This is a genomic window from Bremerella cremea, assembly GCF_003335505.1.
Classification (GTDB): Bacteria; Planctomycetota; Planctomycetia; order Pirellulales; family Pirellulaceae; genus Bremerella; species Bremerella cremea_A.
On the sequence record NZ_QPEX01000010.1, the window covers coordinates 579,361 to 603,915 of the forward strand.

At 53.7% G+C, this 24,555-nt stretch carries 21 protein-coding genes and 1 riboswitch; of the genes, 3 read left to right on the forward strand and 18 right to left on the reverse strand.

The window, feature by feature from the left end; translation table 11 throughout:
- Positions 1 to 62 precede the first annotated feature (62 nt).
- On the forward strand, positions 63 to 1,238 hold the full coding sequence (locus tag DTL42_RS03500; RefSeq protein ID WP_114367292.1) for a helix-turn-helix domain-containing protein: 1,176 nt from the start codon (positions 63 to 65) through the stop codon (positions 1,236 to 1,238).
- An 87-nt stretch (positions 1,239 to 1,325) separates the two neighbouring features.
- Here the strand turns inward: DTL42_RS03500 and DTL42_RS03505 are convergent, their stop codons facing one another.
- The 3 genes from DTL42_RS03505 to DTL42_RS03515 form a co-directional block, all read right to left on the reverse strand.
- Complete coding sequence (locus tag DTL42_RS03505) at positions 1,326 to 2,042, reverse strand: 3-keto-disaccharide hydrolase (protein WP_114367293.1); 717 nt, start codon at positions 2,040 to 2,042, stop codon at positions 1,326 to 1,328.
- Positions 2,043 to 2,099: 57 nt separating this feature from the next.
- Positions 2,100 to 3,455: a Gfo/Idh/MocA family protein gene (locus DTL42_RS03510; RefSeq protein WP_114367294.1), complete on the reverse strand. Its 1,356-nt coding sequence runs from the start codon at positions 3,453 to 3,455 to the stop codon at positions 2,100 to 2,102.
- A 238-nt stretch (positions 3,456 to 3,693) separates the two neighbouring features.
- On the reverse strand, positions 3,694 to 5,130 hold the full coding sequence (locus DTL42_RS03515) for an aldehyde dehydrogenase family protein (protein WP_114367295.1): 1,437 nt from the start codon (positions 5,128 to 5,130) through the stop codon (positions 3,694 to 3,696).
- Positions 5,131 to 5,526: 396 nt separating this feature from the next.
- Between DTL42_RS03515 and DTL42_RS03520 the strand changes: the two genes are divergently transcribed.
- A complete protein-coding gene (locus DTL42_RS03520) occupies positions 5,527 to 6,618 on the forward strand; it encodes an SHD1 domain-containing protein (protein WP_114367296.1) in 1,092 nt (363 codons plus the stop codon).
- 118 nt (positions 6,619 to 6,736) lie between these two features.
- Here the strand turns inward: DTL42_RS03520 and DTL42_RS03525 are convergent, their stop codons facing one another.
- Complete coding sequence (locus DTL42_RS03525) at positions 6,737 to 6,988, reverse strand: anti-sigma factor family protein (RefSeq protein WP_114367297.1); 252 nt, start codon at positions 6,986 to 6,988, stop codon at positions 6,737 to 6,739.
- Position 6,989: 1 nt separating this feature from the next.
- Positions 6,990 to 7,601, reverse strand: coding sequence for a sigma-70 family RNA polymerase sigma factor (locus DTL42_RS03530; protein ID WP_234824058.1), 612 nt, complete (start codon positions 7,599 to 7,601; stop codon positions 6,990 to 6,992).
- A gap of 322 nt (positions 7,602 to 7,923) precedes the next feature.
- Here DTL42_RS03530 and DTL42_RS03535 point away from each other — a divergent pair, with 322 nt between their 5' ends.
- Positions 7,924 to 9,357 (forward strand): hypothetical protein, encoded by a 1,434-nt coding sequence (locus DTL42_RS03535; protein ID WP_147274146.1) that lies wholly within the window; start codon positions 7,924 to 7,926, stop codon positions 9,355 to 9,357.
- A gap of 16 nt (positions 9,358 to 9,373) precedes the next feature.
- On the opposite strand, the gene DTL42_RS03540 is transcribed toward DTL42_RS03535, so the two are convergent.
- From DTL42_RS03540 to DTL42_RS03600, 13 genes are all read right to left on the reverse strand, one after another.
- Entirely contained in the window at positions 9,374 to 10,441 is a 1,068-nt protein-coding gene (locus tag DTL42_RS03540; RefSeq protein ID WP_114367300.1) for a tetratricopeptide repeat protein, read from the reverse strand.
- A 214-nt stretch (positions 10,442 to 10,655) separates the two neighbouring features.
- A complete protein-coding gene (locus tag DTL42_RS03545; RefSeq protein ID WP_114367301.1) occupies positions 10,656 to 11,192 on the reverse strand; it encodes a hypothetical protein in 537 nt (178 codons plus the stop codon).
- Positions 11,193 to 11,355: 163 nt separating this feature from the next.
- Positions 11,356 to 12,324 (reverse strand): type II secretion system F family protein, encoded by a 969-nt coding sequence (locus DTL42_RS03550; protein ID WP_199590020.1) that lies wholly within the window; start codon positions 12,322 to 12,324, stop codon positions 11,356 to 11,358.
- Between the two features lie 7 nt (positions 12,325 to 12,331).
- Positions 12,332 to 13,294 carry a type II secretion system F family protein gene (locus DTL42_RS03555; protein WP_114367302.1) on the reverse strand — a complete coding sequence of 321 codons (963 nt, stop codon included), beginning with the start codon at positions 13,292 to 13,294 and terminating at the stop codon, positions 12,332 to 12,334.
- 24 nt (positions 13,295 to 13,318) lie between these two features.
- Positions 13,319 to 14,638, reverse strand: a complete 1,320-nt coding sequence (locus tag DTL42_RS03560) for a CpaF family protein (RefSeq protein WP_114367303.1) — start codon at positions 14,636 to 14,638, stop codon at positions 13,319 to 13,321.
- Between the two features lie 314 nt (positions 14,639 to 14,952).
- Positions 14,953 to 16,200, reverse strand: coding sequence for a response regulator (locus tag DTL42_RS03565; protein WP_114367304.1), 1,248 nt, complete (start codon positions 16,198 to 16,200; stop codon positions 14,953 to 14,955).
- Positions 16,201 to 16,296: 96 nt separating this feature from the next.
- Entirely contained in the window at positions 16,297 to 17,976 is a 1,680-nt protein-coding gene (locus DTL42_RS03570; protein ID WP_114367305.1) for a type II and III secretion system protein family protein, read from the reverse strand.
- Positions 17,977 to 18,036: 60 nt separating this feature from the next.
- Complete coding sequence (gene cpaB, locus DTL42_RS03575) at positions 18,037 to 19,254, reverse strand: Flp pilus assembly protein CpaB (protein ID WP_114367306.1); 1,218 nt, start codon at positions 19,252 to 19,254, stop codon at positions 18,037 to 18,039.
- A 187-nt stretch (positions 19,255 to 19,441) separates the two neighbouring features.
- Complete coding sequence (locus DTL42_RS03580; RefSeq protein ID WP_234824059.1) at positions 19,442 to 19,816, reverse strand: TadE/TadG family type IV pilus assembly protein; 375 nt, start codon at positions 19,814 to 19,816, stop codon at positions 19,442 to 19,444.
- 137 nt (positions 19,817 to 19,953) lie between these two features.
- Positions 19,954 to 20,520, reverse strand: coding sequence for an A24 family peptidase (locus DTL42_RS03585; protein ID WP_114367308.1), 567 nt, complete (start codon positions 20,518 to 20,520; stop codon positions 19,954 to 19,956).
- A 346-nt stretch (positions 20,521 to 20,866) separates the two neighbouring features.
- Positions 20,867 to 21,064 carry a Flp family type IVb pilin gene (locus DTL42_RS03590; RefSeq protein WP_114367309.1) on the reverse strand — a complete coding sequence of 66 codons (198 nt, stop codon included), beginning with the start codon at positions 21,062 to 21,064 and terminating at the stop codon, positions 20,867 to 20,869.
- 181 nt (positions 21,065 to 21,245) lie between these two features.
- Positions 21,246 to 21,323: riboswitch (cyclic di-GMP riboswitch) on the reverse strand.
- Between the two features lie 387 nt (positions 21,324 to 21,710).
- A complete protein-coding gene (locus DTL42_RS03595; RefSeq protein ID WP_114367310.1) occupies positions 21,711 to 22,961 on the reverse strand; it encodes a nucleoside permease in 1,251 nt (416 codons plus the stop codon).
- Positions 22,962 to 23,068: 107 nt separating this feature from the next.
- Entirely contained in the window at positions 23,069 to 24,520 is a 1,452-nt protein-coding gene (locus tag DTL42_RS03600) for a sulfatase (RefSeq protein ID WP_234824060.1), read from the reverse strand.
- Positions 24,521 to 24,555 lie beyond the last annotated feature (35 nt).

A 24,555-nucleotide genomic window follows, 5' to 3' on the forward strand; every position in this document is an offset into this window, starting at 1 on the left:
GGAAAATTCACCCCTGTTAAAACGAAGATTAGGTAGAGCAACCATACGCTCGGAGAATCAAGATGAAATTCTCATTTCGCCTGGCAGAATTGCTAAATCACTCGCCAGATCCTAAGAAACGACCTGGCACCATTAAAGCGATCTGCGACTTTACTGGATTGGATCGCCACCAAGTCTCTTCGTTGCTGAAGAACGAAGCTAAGTACATCCCGTTGTCGGCACTCGCCCAAGTGTGCGACTTCCTCATCAAGCATGGCTACGCCGAAGCCAATCAGCTTCCCGGGGCTTTGTTTGCTGTTGAACCGGAAAACTTCTGGGAACTGCTTGCTCGTCGCAAACGCGTTGAAATGTGCCTCGGCATTCGAGCTGACGAAAACTGGGCCGAAGGGGCCTGGGTGGTCGCGTCCGATACGATCCTGCAAGGTCAGCTGCTAACCGGGATTTCAACGCTCGGCGGCACGGCCAAATATCGTCAAAGCAATCTTTCGCCCGACATGCTTTCGATGACGGCCGATGGCTATATCTCACGAGACACGCCAATTCCGCAACCGGAAGACCTTTTCCAAACGCTGGTCTGGGCCCCTGGCCAAGCCGACGACGAAGAAGTTCATCGCCGCGCTCACGAAGTTTACTCCAACTTCCAAGCGGTCGATGGAGACAAAGCGTTGATCAGCCTGGGCAGTATCCGTAGCAACCCGGTCATCGAATTGAGCCTGGCCAGCGCGTTCAACACCGACCCGTTTGTCAGTCAAGACGAAGTCGAAGATCCCAGCCAACGAGCAATTCCGATCTACCTGCGTCACCGCGAGAAGAACGTTCAGTTCCCTGGCTCGTGCTGTGGCGGTGATCAACTCTCGAAGAACTTCTCGCCGGAAACGCCGGGCTTCTATTACGAAAAAGAAGATGGTAGCTGGGGCTGCTGCAAGTGGGACGAAACAACCTACGAGCCGGCCTACCTGATTTACGTTTATCATGAATCGCAGGGCCGCCTCGAGATGATGCTCGGTGGTTACTCTGGGCGTGGTACTCGCTTGCTGGCCAAAACGCTTTCGAGTCGACCGGAAGAATTCTGGCCTCCGGTCTTCACCGGCAACGGTACTCAAATCGGTGCCTACGTGATTCAGTACGAATTGAAGAAGCAAAAGAAGGCCCGTAGCGTGCTAGTCGCCGACTACTCGGCCACTACGAAGATCATTCCGATCGCCCCCAATGCCATTCAGCGTCGCTTGACGGTTTAAGGCCGTTTGACCGCTTAAACCCAAATAGAAAAGGCCATTCGCACGACTGCGAATGGCCTTTTTTGTTTCGAAACCCAAGACGAAGCCTTACGGCAGTTCGCGAATCTTGAGACCACGGAACTCAACCGGCGAGCCTTCCGATTCTAGGCACAGAAAACCGGTCGCAGGCTGGCAGTCTTTGCCACCGGAAACCTCTTCACCGTTGACCCACAATCGCACTTCGCCGTTGATGGCGCGGACGTAGTAGTGATTCCATTCCCCGACCCCCTTGCTTAGATCTTTGGAAGGGAAGCTGCGATTGCCATTCGGGGAAATCGGCGGGAAGGGAGTCATCTTACTGACGCCGACCGGGAAAACGTCGCCGTGGCACGTGAACCAATCAGCCTTCCGCTTGCCACCCTCTTCATACGCTTCTTTGTATCCAAGGTCGAGCACTTGAACTTCGATCCCGCCTGCCGGCAGACCAGGGCCTTTCAGTTCTTCCAGCTTTTCAGGAATGGTCCAAACGAACAGCCCGCTATTGCCGGCACTTTTCAAATGACGCCACTGGCAGACCAACTCGAAATTGGTGTACTGCTTCACGCTGCGCGTGACACTCACCGGTTGGCCGGTACACTCGATCAAGCCGTTGTCGTTGAACTTCCAGGTATCGTCGTTGCTGTTGACTTTGACAAAGTCGTCTTTCCCCAACGCAACCCAGCCGGGCCCCTCGCCATCGATGCACGCCTTGCTGACGGGCTCTTCGGCTAGGCAAAACGTTGGTAGAAAGGCCAACGTTGCCACAAACATAATCCAAGTTTTCATGAACGCTATCCTCAATGGTGCCATAGATAATAAACGGAAAACGAAAAACGCGGCGATTTAAATCGACCACCCTTCTCGATACTCTTTCGTCAGGTACTGAGCGGCTTCCGGGGCATTGGTCACCTGCCCGCTGGCCGCATCCCATACAAGCTTCTTGCCCACGCGATGGGCGACGTTTCCTAGTAAATTGTTCTCGATCAGCTTCCCCGAATAGGTGAAGTTACACAGCGATTCGCCTCCGATCTTGGCGGCATGAATCCACTCCGCATAGTGCCCCAAGCTGGGCTCGATCTTGTTGGTCGGGGCGGGATAATCTTTGAACTTATCACCCGGGCTAAGGACCAGCTTGCCGTAATCGGCAACCAACACACCGTTTTCGCCAATGAATGCAACCCCGATGCCCCACTTGTCGATCTCGGTATCGTTACCGACTAGCGGTTGCAGATAGTCGCTACGTCGCTTCATTCCTTCGGGACCGTGATACCAAACCAGCTTGGTCGGTTGCGTCCAATTGACGTTTCCTTCTCGTGCTGGGTGCTCCCAGGTCGCCACTTGCCACGACGGGCAAGCGACTTCGTCAGCGGCGGGGCCTTCGGAAACAACACTTGTCGGATGTTTCAAATCGAGTGCCCAGAAAGGCAGGTCGATCAGGTGGCTTCCCATGTCACCGAGCACCCCATTGCCGAATTCCCAGCGGCGATTCCAATTCAGGTTGCCCCCTTGCCAATAGCTGGTGTTGTAAGGTCGCATGGCCGCTGGTCCGACCCAAGCATCCCAGTTGAAGCCCTCAGGAATCGCTTGCTCTGGCAGTTTCGCCACATCCACCGGATTGATCGTACGACTACACCAAACGTGCGCCTCGGTCACCGGTCCGATCGCCCCTGCCGCGATCAATTCGACCACGCGGCGATAGTTCTCGGTCGCGTGAATTTGGGTTCCCATCTGGGTGGCCAGTTTGCCCTTGTTCTGAGCGTAGACTTCCTGCATGAGCCTGGCCTCTTCCACGGTATGGGCCAGTGGCTTTTCGCAGTAAACGTGCTTACCGGCACGCATCGCCGCTATGGCCGCCACGGCATGATGATGGTCTGCCGTACTGATCACGACTGCATCGATTTGCTTATCTTCCAGCAATTCGCGCCAGTCGCTAAACGTTTTCGCCCCGGCATAGCGGGATTTGGCTTGCTCCAATGCTTGAGGATTGGTGTCGCACAACGCGTAAATGTTCTCACCACTTACGCCCCCGGTGTTCGATGCCCCACGGTTTCCGGCGCCAATGATTCCCATGTTTAGCTTGTCGTTACCCGTTTTTTCGGCCGCCCCCAGGTAAAGTCCTGGCCCAATGGCCGCTGCCGTAGCCGTGACCGTTCCGGTGGTTTTCAGAAACGCGCGCCGCGTAACGTTGTGCTTCGACATGCAATCAACCTTTCAGCGAATAAGGAAGGGCACGGCGACACGGGAGAAAACGACTTGGCCAAGGCAACCAGGCGAATCGACCGCAGATCGCTCGTGATATTAGGAGGGGCGCAGTTCATCTACGCTGGTGCGATTGTACTGGATAGACGCGATCAATTCGCCTAATTTTCTGGAAAGAAAGGGAAGCAAAAAAAGTGGCTCCCAAACTCCCACTGGCCCACCAAATCGAGGGGACGAACTAGTCTGGCACACTCCGAATGACGAGGTTACGGATTTCGGACATATCTTGCATGGCAAACCGGACACCTTCTCGCCCGATGCCACTTTCCTTCACGCCTCCATACGGCATGTGATCGACACGCCAGGACGGAACATCGCCGATGATAACGCCGCCAACTTCCATCGTATCCCAGGCCTTCATCACTTTCTGAATGTCGCGGGTAAAGATACCAACCTGGAGGCCAAAATCGGTATCGTTTGCTTCCGCCAGGGCGTCGTCGAAAGTCTCGAACGAACTGACAACCGCCACCGGGCCAAAAACCTCTTTGGCGCAAACCGGTTCGTTTTTAGGCACATCCGCCAACAAAGTCGGCGAAACCATGATCCCGTCGCGCTGCCCACCCGCCAACACTTTGCCTCCGGCTGCCGTGGCCGAAGCAATCCAATCGCTAATTCGCTCGGCATCCTGTGCAGAAATGATCGGGCCGACGAAGGTATCTTCCTTTTGCGGATCGCCCGTTTTCAATTGGCTAATTTTTTCGCAAAGCAGTGCGACCGCTTTCTCGTACAAGCTTTTATGAATCAAGATTCGCTGCACGCTAACGCAGCTTTGTCCCGATTGGTAAAACGCTCCGAAGATGATCCGGTCGACGGCGTCTTCCAGGTTCGTACCTTCGTCCACGATACACGCCGCGTTTCCGCCTAATTCGAGCGTGACTTTCTTTTTGCTGGCCCGCGCTCTTAGTTTCCAGCCTACATCTTGAGAACCAGTGAAGCTGAGCTTTTTCAAACGATCGTCGGTTACCAACAAGTCGGCAGCTTCCCGGTTGGCTGGCAAAATCGAGAACGCCCCAGCCGGCAAATCGGTTTCGGCCAAGATCTCCCCAATCAACAAGGCCCCCACCGGCGTCTTACTGGCTGGCTTCAACACAAAAGGGCACCCCACCGCCAACGCTGGCGCCACCTTATGAGCCACCAAGTTCAGTGGAAAGTTAAACGGCGTGATAAACGCACACGGCCCAATCGGCACCCGCTTCCACATGCCTCGATAGCCTGTCGCCCGGGCGCTGATATCGAGCGGCATGACCTCGCCAAGCATACGCGTCGCTTCTTCCGCCGCTACACGAAACGTATCGATCAGCCGCGTCACTTCACCCCGGCTGTCCCGAATCGGCTTCCCCGCTTCGACACAAAGCGCGACAGCGAACTCTTCGGCCCGTTCCTCGAACCGCTTCACACAATACTGCAACACTTCCTGGCGGCGATAAGAAGGTAGCTCCGCCATCGGCTTGGCCGCTTCCGCAGCACTGGCGATCGCTTTCTGCATTATTTCAGCGCTAGCGAGAGGCACTTTGGTGGCCTCGGTTTGGCGAAACTTGTCTTCCACCGACAAATCGAAATTGGGCGAGATTGCCTTATTGGCCAAGTACGCAGGATAGCTCTCGTTAAGCGGCATGATGTTTCCTTCCTCAGCAGCGAACGCGACGACGACACAAAGCGTTTTGTCATCCTACGAAACCGAAGCTGCGGAACCAGTGGGCCCCCAACTCTAAGTAGGCTCCGTTAGATTTCTGCTAGAAAGTCGCTGTTTCAAATTGACAAGCCGTCTCAGATGTTAGTATCATCTAACTACCTCTGACGGGTAGTAGCTTAACTTGCTCCTGCGTGCCCTTAAACTAGATATCGCGTGGGAAAGGTTTCCCCAAAAAATTACTATCAAAATTGAGGGAACCCCATCAATATTTGCGCGTCTCATACGAATCCATAAAAAACATACCGCGCAAGAGCTATTTAGCGACGGTAAACCTAGCCAGCCCGAAATACTAGGGCCAACCCAAGATGGGAGGAAATCATGGTGGCCAGCCGATTCCTTTTCGCTTGTTTATTATCCTGCCTTTTCCTAACGGCTGCGACAGCTGCTGAGGTTCGCACTTGGACCGACACATCCGGTAAGACACTAACGGGCAAGTTTGTTGAATTCGTCGATGGAAATAAGGTCCGGATCGATTCGAACGGGAAGTCGTACGATATCTCGATCGATCGCTTCAGCAACTCGGACAAGGAGTACCTCGAAGAACAAAAGGAAGAAGAAGCTTCCTCCAGCGCCCGTCCCCGCCGCAGTAACTTAAAAGGTTGGCGCGAGTGGACCGACGACCAGGGAACCCAGATCAAAGCGAAGTACGTCCGCATGTTCGACGGGCATGTGATTTTGTTGCAAGGCAAAACGCCCCACAAGGTTCCGTTCTATAAGATGAGCGAAGAGGACCAAGCTTATCTGCGAGCCGAGTTAACAGCCCTGGGCGAACAAGATTCGATTCCACCGAAACCAGTCGAACCTGTTGGCAATGGTGAGCCAGGCAGCAGCAACCCAACCATGGGCGGCCCTGCTTACACCCCGCCAGAAATTACTCAGCCAAGCAATAACAATTACGAACCAACTCGGCTGGGCAATCAAACTGCGGCTTACGAACCGCCTAAGACCGCCGCAGAAATCGCAGCCGAAAACCAAAAGATCGAAGAAGCGCGCCGGCGCGAAGCTGAGAAATTAGCCTACGCCAACCAAAAGCAACTCGAGCACGAGGCAGAAGAAGCACGGCGGGCCAAACAAAAAGAACGGGAGCAGCAGCAAGTTGCCAGCAATACACGTCCCCCGCGATTCTCGGGCCCGTCCAATTCAAATTTTGGTCCCAGCCAAGAAGTCGTCGACCATTATTACTGTTCTAGCTGTAATAAAACGGTTTCGAGCAATGTGAAAGCTGGCGATCGCTGCCCGCATTGCGGTATCGTCTTCGACTATAAAGAAGGTGACAACGGAACAAAGACGTACGCAAATAATAGCAGTTCGTCGGGCAGTTTTCGGATTCGCAATATCGGAAAAATTATTGGCGGAATCTCAGCTCTGCTGGGTCTACTCTACGCAGGCTTTCGCAAGCTGGTAGGGTAGTCTCAACGTATCCTTCCACGAACACAATCAAAGGCCGCTTCGACGCTCTTCGGACGTTGAAACGGCCTTTTTCTTTGAAGTGACCAAGCGTCGCCTCGTGGGCGGATACCGGCCCCAATTATTTCTTTTTCCGGGCCTCTAGAATGGCTTGGATCAGCGGTTCTGGCACCGAATCGGGCACTTGCTCTTCGGCAAATTGCTTACAACAGGTTTTGCCCAGCTTGATAGCCATGCGGTAATTTTCCAGATAGTGCTCGCAGCATGGGCAGCGCGATAGGTGAGTTTTCATCACGCACATCACGTCATCGGGAAGGTTACCATCTAGGTAATCCCCCATGAAGTCGTAAAGTTCCTTGCATGTCAGTTTCATGTTAGTACCCGCCATTCATATGCGGATCCAACAGGGTCTTCAAAGCCTGTCGGGCTCGATGTAGCCGCGTCTTGACGGCTGAAACACTTAAATTTAATCGTGCCGCAGTTTCCTCTGTACTTAACTCTTCGATGTCACGAAGCAGCAATACGGTTCGGTAACTTTCTGGCAATTCTTCAATTCTTTGACGAACTATTTCGCGGGTTTCCCGGCTTTGAACTGCCGTATCAAACGTAACTGCCCAGGAAGGCTCGACTTGGTCACGGTGTCCATCAGCCACAAAGTGTGGCAGTAACTCTTCAACCGTTTTTTCCCGCTTGCGCTTTCGCGAACGCAACTTCATTAAGCAGGCGTTCACCACAATGCGGTGCAACCAGGTCGAGAGCTTCGAGTTCCCCTCGAAATCGCCCACCGCTTTGAAGGCCGAAAGAAAGGCGTCCTGAACGGCATCTTGTGCGTCCTGGTCTTGCCCGAGAAAGCGTTTGGCGACTACCAATAAACGACCGCTGTACGAACGGACCAAGAATTCGTACGCATCGTCTTCCTGGCGGCGAAGTGCTTCGATCAGCTCTTCTTCCGTCTTCCATGAGCTCGTTGGTAATTCTTGTCCCATGCTTTCCATAGCAGCCAAAAATAGCAAATCGGCGGTTCGCCGTCTACGAGCATCTCGTATCTAGCCCCCCGCCTGGTAATTCGACGCCACCAGAACCGATCCCCCACAATCGGAACAATCCGAAGAAAGCCCCAAAATCGCCATGATTTGGCTCGTTCCCCGAGTGAAGTACGTACGCCCATCAACTTTGGTCCATGAAACAGGCGACTTAGCATAGAGAACGACCGTGTGTTGTTCCCCTTCCGAGAACAGACTAAATTGAACACGGGCACGGCACGCTAAAGTTATCTCTTGCTTATTACAGGGGGGGAGTACGATTTCTGTGCGATTTCTTACCGTCATAGTCGCGATGGCTACCTGGGCGATCGTTTCGTGGGCTGCCCCGCCTACTTTGCTTGCCGCTCCGCTGCAGTTTTCGATCGGCCACGTTGATATCACGCCTGACCTTGCCCAAAACAAGGCCGTTTGGCTGGCAGGTTACTACCATGGCCGAGCCGCCACGGACATTCACGACCGCCTCAATGCGCGAGGGATTTTGCTATCCGACGGGCAGCAATCGGTTGCAATTGTCAGTCTCGACCTGATCGGCTGGTCGTTGCCTTCGACACTTAGAATTCGCCAACAACTGCCAGAAGTCGACTACGTGATGGTCTGCAGTACCCATAGCCACGAAGGGCCAGACACGATAGGTCTTTGGGGCGAATCGGTCATCAAGTCTGGTGTCGACGACGCTTACAACCACCGCGTAGAACGGGCCGTCGTGACTCTCGTCAAACAGCTCAGCACGACACTCAAGCCGGTCACCGCGCAGTTTGGCACGATCGACCGCCCTGAGTTGGTCCACGATAGCCGTTTGCCGATTGTGATCGATTCGACCATACGAGTCATCCAGTTCCGCTCACTGGTCGACAACACACCAGTCGGGCAACTTGTCCAAGGAACGGCACACCCAGAAGCGTTAGGCTCGAAGAACACACAAATCACGGCCGACTTTCCTTACTATACGCAAAAGCGACTTGAACAAGAGTATGCTTGTCCAACCGTGTATGTGAGTGGCGCCATCGGCGGTCTCTTGGCTCCTCCTCAGGATGGCATCGTCGATCAAAGTAACCAGCCTGTTCACCCGGGTAACTTCGAGTACGCGGAAGCTTATGGGAACGCAGTTGGCCAAGCGGTGATCGATGCCGTGCAGGCTAGCCGCCCCATCCCTTTAACCCCGATCGTTATCCAGCGCGAAGAAGTCGCTATACCGATCGACAATCCCTTATACCGCATCGCCCGTTCCCTGAACGTTATCCGCCGGGACAGCTACGAATGGACCGGCAATTCAAAATCTTGGGGGAAACCAATTACTCGGCAATTTCGCCCTGAACGGGGAGCGATTGTTTCTGAAGTCGCAGTAGTTTCGCTTGGGCCGTTGCGATTGCTAGGCATCCCAGGCGAGCTTTACCCTGAATTGGTCACCGGTGATGTACCGAACCCGCCCATGCCGCATGTCGACTATCCGGAAGCCCCGATCGAGCCGATCGTAAGAGACTTACTCGGCAACCATCCCTGGATGCTGATGGGCCTGGCCAATGATGAAATCGGGTACATCATCCCCAAACGACAATGGGACCGCGATCCTCCGTTTGCCTATGGCCGCAGCATGTCTCAGTATGGCGAAATCAACAGCTGCAGCCCTGAGGTCGGCCCGATCATCATGCAGACACTCGCTGAATTGTGCGAGCGTTCCGAGATCACAAACGGCAACTAGCCAAGGAATGGCCGGCTTAGTTCACCGGTGGCAGTAAACGAGGTGGTTCCAACTCCGGAGCGGGCGGAACCCTGTTGGTCTCGACGGGACGGTTGATCGAACGGACCGGATTGTTCCGCGATTGATCGCTAATGAATGTTGCGTTCCCCTGAGCAGGTGCGGCCATCTGCGGCAAGCTGGGCTGCTCGCTTTGAATGCGGCGCAACATCTCTTCCGCTGGTTTCAAAGTGGCATCTGCCGCCAGGGCATTTTGAAAAGCGGACGCTGCCCGTGCCGTATCTCCTTTGCGATACAACAGGAACCCTAAGTTGTACTGCCCCTTGGCATCTCCATGGGCATAAACAAGTTGAGAAAGGGCCTCTTCATTACGACCAGCTTCCACCAAGACCATCGCCAGATTGTTGCGATAACGAGGATCTTCCGGGGCAATTACCGTTGCCTTGTGGAAGTTACCCATCGCCTCTTCCTTGCGTCCCATCCGGGCCAGACAAAGCCCCATATCGTTGCAGATAATGGCATCTTCCGGGTGATACTTGGCCGCTTTTTCGTAAATCGTAAGCGACTCTTCCAGGCGATTGCTACGATGCAGCAACCGGCCATAACTAATCAAAGCAACCCGATGCTTGGGAAACTTCTCTAGGCAAGTTTTATACTGACGCTCGGCCGCCTCGAAGTTGCGTCCGTTCTCCATCATCCGTGCGGCGTTCATATAAACTTCCGCGTTTACCTCGTCGGGCATGTTCGAGAGGCTGATGGGATCGTCGTCGGCGACCTTGGGCTCGTGGGCTGCGTGAACGGGGTTCGGAGCAGGCGTGAAGAAGCCCGTGATCGAGCTACCCGCTTTCTTAAAAGCGGAAGTGATCGAGTTCCCCGAGGACGGTTCTTCCCCAGCAAACTGCACCAAACGCAGCTTGCTCCCTTCGTTGGTCTCGGCAGAGATTCGGCTGACCTGATGAATTGGCTTGGGGCGTTCGGCACCCATGCCCAAAGTGGGGGCAACGATCAATGCTTGCACCGACAATCCGACACAAAGCAGGTCACGGGTGCAGGTTTTTAAAACGCTCTTCGCGATAGTCTTTCGCATCGATCCCTTGCAGGGCCCTTGCGGACCATTGCCTCCATGCACTGGTTTGGGTTCGCCTGCCGATGCCCGCTAGCAATAGGGCAGTCTGCAATGATTATTTCTTCTTTTCATTGCATCGGCATTTTAGTGGCGAGCACTCTAGCGATTTGCGTAAACCTCGATGCGAGTCCCCACACACATCGAGGTTTTGATTGCAGCGGACATCAGTCTGCGTTTATTGATCCGCGTTTGCGGGCAATCGTGGTGCCGGGATCGTGGCACGTTCGCGGCGGTAGACATCGTCAATGTAGTCGGCCGAGCGACCAATCGGTTGGTTGGGACTGACCAGCACTTCCGTGGCATCTGCGTTGCCGACCAGATCCTGCAAGGCCGCATGCACGGCAGCAATGCGGGTATTGGTCTCTTCTTCGGTCAGCCCACGCATGACAAACACCATGCGGCGATCTTCTGCCGACATAAGAATTTGACGCACCTTCAATTTGCCAGAATGCGTAAGAACAACCTCGTTGTTCACTGGCTCAAAGTTATGGTCACTCAAGGTATTTTGCAACCGAATACCGGCTGCTGTCATTTGGTCGAAGTAATTTCGCACGGAAGCACGATCTTGCTCGACAAAAGGAGCTGGCCAGCACTTGTTGCGAGCGTAATCGAGACGGACTCGTCCCCACATCTCGTTCCAACCCGCTTGGCTGACAGAGCAGAATAGCAGAGACGCCAAAATGGTTTTGGTAAATAGGTTGCCGATCTTCATGCGTGGCCGCCTTCCGTGGGTTCTCGCCGGGGTCCATGCCGCCTCTGCTGACCTGAGGCGCGCTATTCTCGTTCAGAGAAGGAATCGACATGACAACAGCCAGGGCAATACATGACCTGCCCTGGCCGTTATGAAAGATAAAATCGTTAATCTCGACGTAATCTTACGAGTTCGCTGCCATCATTGGCAGCATCTCGCGAACAACCGTAATCGCAGCTGGTCCGACAAGCACCACGAAAATCCCCGGGAAAATGAAGAACACTAGGGGGAAGATCATTTTCACCGCCGTCTTGGCCGCCTTCTCTTCGGCGATCTGCCGCCGACGGGTACGCATGGCATCGCTTTGAACGCGGAGGGCCTGGGCGACGCTGGAACCGAACTTGTCTGCCTGAATCAAAATCGCGGCGAGCGAACGGAGATCTTCCACGCCGGTTCGCTGGCCAAGTTCATGCAGCACGTCGACGCGAGCGCGTCCCATTTGCAGTTGGAAGTTGCACATGCCGAACTCTTCGGCGATCACGCGATAGGTTTTCTTCATTTCTTCGGCCACACGTCGCATGGCCTGGTCTAAACCGAGCCCCGCTTCCACACACACCACCATCAAGTCGAGCGCGTCTGGCAGGCCACGAAAGATCTGCTCCTTGCGTTTCTTCCCCAAGTACCACAAGCCAACTTCCGGCAAGTAGAAGAAGAACCCTAAGACAATCCCGGCCTTTAAGATTCCAAAGAGGGAATAGTCTCCGAGAACGAAAAACGTTCCACCGCCAAATAGTAAACCGCAAATCAGTCCGGCGAACTTCAAGCTTAAGAAGGTCGTCGGTGCCGCTTCGCTGCGAAAGCCGGCGTGCGATAGCCGATCTTTCAACTTGATCGCATCTTTCGCGTTGGTCGGCTGCATTGGCTTGGCTAACGCGGGCGAGGCCTTTTCGAGCGCCCTGCCAAGAGCATTCCCCTTGGCCCCTTTGTCGTTACGACCGCCCCGCAGATACGGATCTTTTAAGCCGTCAAGCCGATCTTCGGCTCGGCTCTTATCTTTGAAAAACGTGTCGGCCAGAAAATAAATTCCCGTCGCGATAAGTCCAAAGACAGCTACCGCAATAATCAAGACGCCGTTGGTACCTGATTCAAACATGGCTCGCTTACACCTTGATATCGATGATTTTCTTAATGACCCAAGCCCCGATCAACTGCATCACAACCGCACCGGCCAACATTTGTTGCCCTAAAGGATCGGTAAACAACGTCATCACGTAAGTGGGATTCAAGTACCACATCACGCCAAACAAAACAGGTGGCATGCCTAACAGCACGATCCCAGAGATACGTCCTTCGCCGGTCAGTGCTTGGATTTGGCCAAACAACTCCATGCGTTGACGAACCAGACGACCAATTTTGTCGAGAATTTCCGCGAGATCACCACCCGTTTGCCGCTGCAAAATGACCGCCGTTCCGAAGAACTTCAAGTCGAGGTTGGGAACACGGTCGGTCATATCGACGATCGCTTCTTCGAGCGGCACGCCCAAATTTTGCGATTCGAACACCTTGCGGAACTCGCCCCCAATCGGATCGAGCATTTCTTCGCTCACCAAGTGGAAACCAGCCCCAAGACTATGACCAGCACGCAAAGCGCGCGCGATGAGTTCTAATGCGTCCGGAAGTTGCTCGCCAAATTTGGTCAGGCGTTTGCCTCGCTTGTACCAAACATATCCCAACGGGCAGAAACCTAAGAGGACGGCCAACAGAGGCCCCACATAGAACGGCAGGCCCAGCAAAAAAGGTATTACCGCAGCACCACCCGCCAACGCTGCGGTAAGGGTAAGGAAGTTCGCGACGGAGGTATCCATTGCGGCTTGGTCCAAGTAGAGCCGCAAATTGAAATACTGCGCGATAAAGTCCTCGATCGCTCCGCCTACTTCGTCGGGGCGACTGAGAATTCCACCCTGCTGTTCTGCTTTGCCTTGATCGGCCTTTCCGCGCCCGGTCAAGACCTCTAATCGTCCTTCAATTTCGGGATTGGCATCCCCACGAAACAACAGCGCTACGGCGCCTACCAAAGTAGCTACACCAACGAATACTGTAACGAGGATTACTAGCGTCAACATGATCGCTTCTCTACTGTTTCCGAGTTAGTCTTCGAGCATCATTCGTTCACGGAACGCACTTGCGGGCAGACGAACGCCAGCCGATTCGAGCCGTTCCATGAAATTGGGACGAACACCTGTCGAGATGAAACGACCACGCGCGCGGCCCGTTTCATCGATACCCGACTGCTCGTAACGATAAATGTCTTGCATCACAACCGTCTCTTGCTCCATCCCGATCACCTCGGTAATGTGGGTCACGCGCCGCGGACCACCTTGCAAACGGTTGGCTTGAATAATCAAATCGACGGCGCTGGCGATCTGCTGTCGCATGGCTTTAACGGGCAATTCAAAGCCAGACATCGAAATGAGCGTTTCAATACGCGCGATTGCATCGCGCGGCGTATTACTGTGAATCGTGGTCATCGAACCTTCGTGACCGGTGTTCATGGCCTGTAGCATGTCCAGCGTTTCGGCACCACGACACTCACCGATGATGATTCGTTCCGGTCGCATACGCAGGGCGTTTTTCACCAGGTCGGTCGCGGTGACGCCACCCTTCCCTTCCACGTTGGGTGGGCGTGTTTCCAGGCGGACCACGTGATCCTGTTGCAACTGAAGTTCCGCCGCGTCTTCGATCGTGACGATCCGTTCGGCACCGCTAATAAAGCTGGACAGCGTATTGAGCAGGGTCGTTTTACCAGAACCGGTACCCCCGGAGATGATGATATTCAAGCGAGCCTTGATGGCACCTTCCAACAGCATCACCATCTCAGGCGTGAATGCTTTGTAGTTAAGTAGGTCTTCCAATTTCAGGGGATTGGAACCAAAGCGACGAATCGAAACGGCTGCACCATCCAAGGCCAGTGGCGGAATGATGGCGTTAAAACGCGAGCCGTCAGGCAGCCGCGCGTCGACCATTGGGCAGGTTTCGTCGACACGACGACCAACCTTCGACACGATGCGGTCGATGATTTGCAAGAGATGTTCGTTGTCGCGAAACTTCACACTGCTCAGTTCGAGCTTGCCGCTCTTTTCGCAATAGATCTGGTGAGGACCGTTGATCAGAATATCGCTGATCCCATGGTCTTTCAAAAGCAGTTCCAGCGGGCCTAGGCCGAACGTCTCGTCCAAGACTTCTTCAATCAGGCGTTCCCGCTCAGTTCGATTGAGCAGCGTTTCTTCTGTGTCGCACAAATGCTCAACGACTAAACGAATCTCACGCCGGAGAACGTCCCCCTCCAATTCGCCGATCTTGGAAAGGTCGAGTTTGTCCACGAGTTTGCCGTGGATTTTCCGTTTCAGGTTCTCGAATTCTGCTTGCTTTGAGTTCGATACTTTGGGATCCGATACCGTTGGTCGCATGATCCGATTCCTTCGTCTACTTGATGACAGCCCTGAATTCCCCTGCTTGCATGCCAGATTTCTGTTGGGCTAACCCCTCACGTTGCCGTGCCATCAGCATGCCGCAAAGCAGCGGCGAGATCGCAGGAGTGGAGCTACCCAAGGAGAAAAGGACCGAGCCAAGCAAGGGCTACGCAACGGTCCCTAAAAACATAGCTCACGTAAACTTGCGCGAGAGAGACGAAGTTCCGAAAATAGCAAACCGCACGGAATGTGCGGTCGTTACCAACTTCGCGGATAGGGATAGATAATCCGCGTTCGTTGCGAGGAAAAATCTAGTCGGCAGCAGAAACTTCCGATTCTTCGGGCTTGGCCGCTTTTTCGTTCTTTGACGATAAGAAACCGAACCAACGTCCAATTCCCGACTTGCTTGCATTGGCCTTCTTGCTGCCGTCGCCCGCCAAAGATTCTGCCAAGCCAACCAACGCTTGCGTGATGCCGGCTCTCGGGGCTTGTTCGATCAGCGGCACCCCGTTATTCCGCACTTCCACCATCACGCGGTATTCATTGGGGATCTGCCAGTAGATCTCGCTACCAATCGTCTCTTGGGCTTTCTTCAAGCTGATTTCACCGTTGTCGAGACCAACACGGTTGACGATCACTTTCGTCTTCTCTTTAAGCCCGTCAATTTCTCCGAAGCTCATCATCAAACGGACCACATTCCGCAGACATGGCAGGTCCAATTGAATTGTCATCAAGTTGATATTGGATTCTCTCATGGCCACCATATCGAGGGCCGAATACGACTTCGAGGTGTCAATGATCAAGTGCGTGAAGGTCGCTTTCATCAAACCAATCACACGCGTCAAGTCATCCGGCGAGATGGGCGCTTCGTCTTGCAATTGCACCGGGCGTGGCAGCAGATACAAGCCGCTGCTATGTCTGGTTAGCGAGCGCTTCAGCAAGTTGAAGTCGAGTCGCTTGATATTCTGTGCGACATCGAGCAATGTGTAATCCGGAATAGTATCCAGAAACACGTCGCTGTCTCCCAGTGCCAGGTCGAGGTCGATCAGCGCAACGTTGTTCTCTTCTTTGCTCGCAAGAATACAGCCCAAATTTACTGCTAAGCTGGTCGCGCCAACGCCACCGGTTGCGCCACATACGGTGATCACCTTACAGCTTCGCGATTTGGTGCTTCCCTTGCCGAAACGTTGGTGGCCGATTCGTTCCAGGGCGCTGACCAGGTCTTCAATGCCCAGCGGTTGCGTAAGAAACTCTTTGGCACCGGCCCGCATGGCGCGCAAGATCAATTGGCCATCGCTGGATCCACTTACTACCAGAATGCTGCAATCTGGTGTGCTCTCGTGGACCTCTTGAATCAAGCGTACCGCTTTGTCTGGGTCGGAATCGATGGACACGATCCCAATGTCAGGATTGGTTTGTCCAACCACATCGGCGAAGAATTCATATCGCGAACACTCCGCTTCGAGCCAGACAATATCCATCCCCAACAGGGTCGATTTTAACGTTTCTCGCGATGAGTCCTTCGGATCGACCAGAGCGACTCGTAATACATTGCTCATAGCGATATTTTCTTTCCTGACACGAATGCGACACTAAGAAGAGATTTCCCTTTTTTTCGGTTTAGGAAATTCTAGTACGCAATTCGCACCTTCGTCTTAAAAATCGAGCGTGTCGTAACCAGATGGTCCAATCATCGCAGGCATTGCTCCCATTGGCTGGGATGAGGCGGGCGGCGGAGCTACGGGTCGCCGTATTTCTGGGGCCGATCGCATCACAGGGGCAGGCCGCTGGATCGAGACCGGCTGGCTTCGTGGCCCCGATGGAGTCGGTACACTACGCATTTCCGAATTCATTTGAATCGTCGGTGCGCTGGGCGCGGGCACTTCCATCAGGGGTGTGCCAGGCTGAATCAGTTCACCATCGATCATGCTCGGTCCTGTGGGTCCGATCATGCCGCCACTCATATCACCACCACTCATCCCTGCTGCCCCACCATTGGGACCGCAGTTCGGGACTTCGGTGTACCCACGCCAGTAGAGTTCGGTATCGTTAAGCAGACCGCTGGATGTGCCTGGCTTGGCACATGGCTCTTCGTTCGGATCCAACGCTCCGACCAACTCCGGCGTCACCACTATCAGCAATTCAACTTCGTTCCGTCGATCTTGTTCGCGGCGAAAGGCAGCACCTGCCCAAGGAATGTCGGCCAAATATGGCAAACCTTGGCTTTCGGTTTCGATCTTTTCATGAATCAAACCAGCCAGGGCCAGCGTTTGTCCCGCTTTCATTTCCACGGAAGTATCAACCCAACGGGTCTTCAAACCGGGCGTTCCATTAACGGCAACACTGTAGTCGAGTTCGCTCACCAAGGGGCGAATTTCCAAGCGGATGTTTCCATTGCCAAGCACGATGGGAACAAAGTCAACGCGTGTACCGTACTCTTTGAACTGAATCGAGGTGGTACCTAAGCCAGAAGAAACCTGAATCGGAACTTCACCACCCGATTGAAAGCTGGCCGGACGCCCACTCACCGAAGTCAACGTCGGTTCCGAGAGCAACTTGGTCAGACCATTGCGGCGAAGAGCTTCGATAAACCCAAAGAAACCGCTGTTGTTACCCACCACACCAAACGTCACCGTATCGGCTGAGTTCGTGCTGATTTGCCCCGTTTGAGCGGCAACACTCGAGATGATTCCACTGATGCTCGACACAAAGAAATCGTTGCCATTGTAGGCTGCAAAGTCGAAACCGAGCGTCCGCAATTTGGTCCGCGAAACTTCATACACCTTGGTCTTCAGCATCACCTGCTGCACACCACCCACCGTGATATTGTTGATAACGCGAGGGTAGTAGTCTTCGGCCATGGCCACAATTCGGCTAACCGCGTCTGGCCGATCGACAAACCCAGACAGCACCACGCTGCTGGCCAACGGACGGACCTTGATGGTTGCGTTGGGGAATTCACTTTCCAGCAGCATCTGCAGTTCGCGGCCATCGCCAATCACAATCACATCCACCGTGAAAATGCTGCCGTCTTCCGACCACAAGTTCACTTGCGTAACGCCTGGCTTTAAGGCCGAGACCTGGATCTTGTTCGGAGATAGCGGAGTTAGCCGCAACAGGTCTGGGTTGTTGACCTGAGCCTTGGGAATCTTATTGTCCAAGGTAAAGATGCGGCTGGAATTGACGATCATTTCCAAACGCTGATTGGGAGAAGCGACTTGGAAATTGACATCCGGAGCCGCGTCTTGTGTCTGGGCTTGGCCGCAGGTCGCGGCAAGCGCCAACAAGGCGGCTGTCGTGACGAAATGTCGCGCGAAGCGATGCATGATAATCATCCGTGATTTTCCTTGCGCCGAAATAACGATTTCCCAATCCGTGGAAAAATCTGGACGTAACTAGGCGGCGTCCGGTCCGTAGTCTGAGTCTGAGTCTGACCCCGCTGGCATGGAGTCTTGATCGTTGGGTGGCGGCAACCTATCCAGGTCCGATTTAGGCTCTGGGGTGCTGCCTGGCGAAGGCTGCCCCACCGTGCCTGGCGGCAAAGTGGGAAGCTTCGTGGTTTGTGTTGTTTGAGCCGGAATCGGGGCAGGACTGCTGAACCCGCTAGGCATCGAAGCCCCACCGGAGCCGACTTCTTGCGGCAACTGATCGTCACTGCCAAATTCAAAGCGGCGAACACCATCAGGACTTAACAAGTCCATTGTCCATTCCGGTTTGGCCGGGGAAGGTGTGGTGTTAACCGTGGTCGAAGTCGTCGTAACAGGCTTTGCATTTTTCAGGAAGTCGAGGAAGCTGTTGGTGCTGCTGGTCGAGTCCTTTTTGACCATCGCTGGCTGCGGTGCCGGCGGCTGATCTTGCTGAGGATCAGCGTTCTGCGCTTCACCCAGCAATTCTCGCAAGGTTGCTTCATCGGCTGTGCCCGCTTCATCGTCACCCGATTCATCCGGCGGACGAAGCGACAAGCTCAAGCTACCTAGCTTGGATGCCAAAACCAAGATTTCCGCTTGCTTCGGCGTCACCAGGAGCGAGACCGTCTTGGCGGCGATCGAGTTCCCTTGGGAATCGGTTTCCCGATGAATCTGTTCGTTGACAGCAAACACGCGGCAATTGGTGAGAATCGTCCGAGTCATCTGCTTCTTTTGGCTACGATTGTTCTGGTTCATCACTTGCAGATAAACCAGCACGTCGACGCGGTCGCCCGGCAGGACGAGGCCAGCCACGGCACTGTCTGCGGTCACTCGAATCGCTTGAACGCGGTATCCCTTGGGAATTAACTTGGAAGCTCCATGGTCTTCTTCCGAACCAAACAGCTTTCCTTCCAAGATAACTTCGCCCGTGAACAGGCGAGAACGTGGTCGACGGTTCTCGATATTTTCTAGCTCGCGAATCGCTCCGTCAGGAATCTTATCCGCTGGCCATGGCTCTAACCTGATCATCTCGGGCGTGATCGGTTCATTGATATCAATGTCCTCTAAGGCGACAAAGATATTCTCCATCTCGACCTGAGGTACCGGCGCGGCCGTTTTCTGCTCGAGCACTTGGCTAATGCCGATCGAAGCGACAAGCCCGCACCCGAGTGCGATAATGATCAGAATGATTGATTTTGGACGCATTTGGTTTTCCTTAGTTCAGCTAGCCTCCGTGCCGATATACGCTAGCTCCTCAGGCCCCTCTGGCCACGGCTCGTGGTTATGGGGATTTATCGGGTCGTGCCAACAAGAAGGTCAAAACAAACCGTTCGAGTCGCACGATCAATGCGTTTGTCAATTTCCGTATATTCGTTACAGTTTGCATCAACGGTTACTTAACGGTTTCTCGCCGCATCGTTGTTTTCGCAACTAAGGTGGTTGATCCGAGGTACATCGGAGACGGTAACCAGCTGACTTTGCTGAACGGAACCGAAACGGTGACCGTAACTGCGCCACCATAGCCAGCGTTTTCTGGCGGGTCTGGCGAAACAATTACTTCGACAGATCCGCTGTTGACGGCTGCCGTATCGAGGAATTCATTTACGGCAGCCACTGCAGTTGAAGTGGTCGCTCCATCGAGCACTGCTCGCCGAGCCCCTTCGCGTGAAGCGTTTGTAATCACCTGCTGCACCATGACCATCCGTCCGTATTCGATCATTCCAAAGATCAGGAGGATAAAGAGCGGCGCTACGATGGCAAATTCCACCACCGCCGCCCCTGATCGATTCAATCGGAATAACCGGCATGCCTTATCAAGGCGTAAATCGGGAGCTCGCAAAGTCGCGTTTATATCTCCCATTTTTACATTACCGGTTGCGCAGTCTGTGCATGCAGGTGTCGGGGTCATACCAGCAGTCCCATCCAGATGAAGTAACCAATAGTCCCAATTGCGATCGGGATACCGTAAGGCAGCAGGAGCATCGTGGGCTTTCGCTCGGCCGCGATGCTGGACAACTGATTCGGATCACGAATCGTCATGATCTCGTTCAGAATAATGCGAGCGTTGTTCGAGTGCTTTTTCCAGCCCTTGCGAACTGCAACCATGGCAACCGCTAACACGGCACCAACAATCGCCGAAATGCAAAACGCATAGAACGTGTGCATGCCGTACATCCAGGCACCCACCCCAGCAAGCAACTTCACGTCGCCAGCTCCCATGCCACCAATTGCATAGGCCGGCAGAAGAAGAGCCAAACCAATCACCGTGCCAAACAGGCTCCAGCCAAGACCTTCCCAGCCAAATGCGCAGAAGCTGTAAACCCAGCCGCTAGCAACAAATGGGAACGTGATCCAGTTCGGCACCTTTAATTCAAAGCCATCGATGACAGCTGCCAGAATCAAGGTGAAAGTAACGACCCAAACAGGCCAATGTTCTGCGATAACTTCAGACAAGCTTACAAAAAGATCCATGACTCTCTCCTCACCTTGCGCGTCGTATGCAAGGTTGACCACTTATTGAATGCGCTAAATCCAGGTAACCACGTTTTCGCTGCCGTTCCCCTGAGTTCAAGGAATCCGGCACCAAACAGTAGCTCACTGCAAGCATCCGTGCGGTCGACCGTGACCGCTTTTTCCCCAATTTCTGCTTAAAGGGAAAAGCTTGCCGTCGCACAGTGTTTCGTTATTCCCGCCACAATCGATCCAAAGCAAAAAAAAGCCCCGCAGGCCCCCGCGATGGGGTGCCCCGGGGCTTTCCGATTTTCGACCAATCAACGCTTAAGCCACCGACTGACTTCATGCGCTGTAAGTACCCAAGTTACGGGGTGTACTTACCATTGGCGGTTTGCATTTCGTTACCAATCGAGGTGAACGTTTGGTTCGCCTGGGTACCGATCGCCTGAATCGCAGTCAAACATACGATCACGATCAGGGCCAACATCACGGCGTATTCAACCGCGGTGGGACCGTCTTCGGATACCAGAAAATTCTGTACTTTTTGGATGAGACCTTGCATGAGTTTTTCTCCAACGTTGCCAAAAGCGGCACAATACTAAAGATGCTTAATACCACTATCCAACCACAGCGAATCCATCTCGCCGGCCTGCAAAACTCGGTTGGATGTGGACCTCTAAGTAAATGCCTCAGTCCCATACACAGCCATCAGGAAGTGAGCGAACATCGCTCAGGGTCAACCCTTCGGCAGCCTGGCTGCCACCGTTAAGTGGTCCTAGGCTTTGCGTCCTGGCCTCGCGGCCAGTTTGCCTTTGTCGGGGGACATTGGCAGCAGGCCATTGCCCGAATACCGGGAAACTCGCTAGCCCTTAAGGTTTTGATGAGTTCCAGATGAGACGAGTAATGACTGGCAACTTTTCCCGTTGCCATCAAGGTGCCGTGTGTTGCACTTGCCTTGACACTTGAAACCTATGTCACATCGCTCTAGTGTCAAACTGCGAGCTTTAGAAAATCTCGGCAATTTAAAAGAAATTTCCCCAAGAGATCGGTAAACTGTTTATTGAAAGCAACTTAAGACAACTGCTACACCGCTCTGGCGCACAAAAAACGCCGCCTGAGTTCCCTAGGCGGCGTCTTTTTAGGTTGTTCTGCAGTCAACTTTCCAGGCTAAACGACCAGAATAAGTGCCTGTTGTCGCTGAAATTCACTTAATGCGATGGCTCGCTAACCGGGGCCTCGTCGGTCCCGTAGCCTGTTTCGTCCTCAGTGGCTTCCACTTTGTCGTTGAAGAGTAGGCCGAACAGAATCATAACGACGCCCGCCATGATACAAGGCATCAGCCAAATCATTTGCCAGTCCTTCGCTCCATCTTCAGCGGTGTAATAGCCAGCAATCGCTCCCATCACCTGAGCTCCAATACCAAGCCCAAGCCCCTGTGTGACGAACACAAGGAAACCTTGTGCCTGACCACGGAGTTCCGGGCCGCATTTTTTGTCGGTATAGATAAAGCCGGTAACAAAGAAGAAATCGTAGCAGATACCATGCAGGAGGATTCCCAGGAAAACCATCCATTTGACGTTGTCAGCGTCGGCGCCAGAAAACAAACCATATCGGAGCACCCAGGCAGCCATACCGGCGAACAGCATCCATTTGACACCCAAACGACGGAAGAACAACGGCATCAGCAACATGAAGAGGATTTCTGATCCCTGCCCAGCTGCCATCACCGTGGTCATATCTTCAAAACCAACTTTGCCGGCGAAGGTCGAAGCGAATGCATAGTAAGCGGACAATGGAATACAAATCAGAAATGAACCGATGATGAAAACGGTGAAAGACCGTTCTTTCATCAGGGCCAACGTATCAGCACCAATGATCTCTCGGAACGTAACCGTCTTTCCTGCAGATGGCGGCGGCGTATGAGGCAGAGCAAAGCTATACAGTGCCAAGGCAATCCCAGCGATACCGGTTAGATAGAATTGAGTATCCGTTGTATTCGCATGTAAGATCGTACCAACCGTAATCCCAGCAATAATCCAGCCAATGGTTCCAAATACTCGAATAATCGGAAACTGCTTTTCCTGATCATCGATATTGGAAAACGCCAGCGTATTGGTTAGCCCCAATGTTGGCATGTAACACAGCATATGGATGAACAGCACAAAGACGAACAGGACTGAGTCAATCTCAGCAGCCATCGGGGCGATAAACATCGCAATCGCCCCAAGAAAGTGAAGCGCACCCAGAACACGCTCGGAAGCAAAATAGCGGTCGGCGATGAATCCCAAAAAGAACGGCGAGATGATTGCTGCGATCGGCCCCACGGTGTAGGCCCACGAGATCATGTCAAACATTTCTCGTTCGGACATGTAAGGACCAAGACTCACATACCAAGAGCCCCAGACAAAGAATTGGAGAAACATCATCACCGATAAGCTGATGACCTTGGGATTCAGCATTAACCAGGTTCCTTAAGCGGGCTTCGTCTTGGTAAGCGGATATTTAGGAGGGATGTTGCGGCTCGATTGTAGCCCAGCTAGCAATCTTCACAAACCAGGGAAATCAGCTATTTTCCAGGTTGTTGGTACTTAGGATTGGGTTGGGGCATCTTCGCGTGCATCTCTTTTTGCCACGTATGCAGTTTCTCGCGAAGTTGGGCGGTCTTTTCCGGTTGAGAGGTGCTCAGGTCGTTTTGTTCGCCGGGGTCGTCGGCCAAGTTGTAGAGCTCGACTTCGTCGTACTCATAGAACTCGATCAACTTCCAATCCCCCTCCCGAATCGAAGCCCCTGGCTTCCAGGTCGAACCGTGGTAATGAGGATAATGCCAATAGAGGGCTCGCTCTGGCTGCTCCCCTGCCCCGCCCAGCAAAGAAACGAGCGATTGCCCATCGGCGTGCAGCATTGGCTGCAGGGGCAGGCCTGCAAGTTCGAGCATGGTTGGGAAGAAATCGGTGCTAACCACCGGCACATCGGAAACGCTGCCCGCTTTTGTCACGCCTGGAGCTCGCACAATCAGCGGACTTCGTACGCCACCTTCATACAACCAACCCTTGCCACTGCGGAGGGGAAGATTGCTGGTCGGCCCAGGACGGCGAACTGTGCAAAGGCCACCGTTATCGGAAAAGAAGCACACAACCGTATTGTCTGTTAGTTTCAACTCATCTAGCTTCGCCAAAACCTCTCCGACGCTTTGATCGACCGCAGCAATCATCGAAGCGTAGGATGGATCGTCTTGCCGAGCGCGCGAAATGCCTTCGTGTTCGGGAATCGTCGGCGTTTCCCCTTCGATGGTGGCAGCGGCCTTTTCGCGGAAGTGTTCTACTCGCTTCTTGTAGGGCGTGATCGGTGTGTGAACGTTGTAGTACGAAAGGTAAAGCAAGAACGGCTTGGCTTGGTCACGCGTTTCAAGGAACTTAATCGACTCTTCCGTCAGACGCTCGGTGACATACTCGCCATCTTTTTTGGCAGTGAGCGTTGGGTTCTTCCACGGAGCATAATAACCACCAGGGGGCGAGCCTGCGTGATTGCCGCCGATGTTGAAATCAAAGCCTTGATCGGTCGGGTAATGTCCTTCGTCCCCCAGATGCCACTTGCCGGCAAAGAAGTTTTGATAGCCTGCCTCTTTCAGCACTTCAGCTATTGTCACTTCTTCCAGGGCGAGGTTGTCACGATCTTCGACTTGCAGAAATTTGCCGGTGCCACGATTCCCTGGAATCCAATCGGTGATATCAACCCGCACTGGGTGGCGTCCGGTCATAATGGATGCTCGCGTAGGGGAGCAAACCGGGCACGCGGCGTAGGCATGATTGAACTTCATGCCGCTGGCGGCCAGCGCGTCGATATTGGGCGATTCGTGAAACGTGCTACCGTAGCACGACAGATCGGCCCAACCGAGATCGTCGACCAGAAAGAAAACAAAGTTCGGGCGTTGCGTCTGATCGGCCGCTTCGACCGGCCGGGAAATCATTCCCATGCCAGCGATCAACAATCCACAGAGAAAGATGCTTCGAGTGCCCACAGCCTACCGACTCCGACAAAATAAATGCTGCTTGC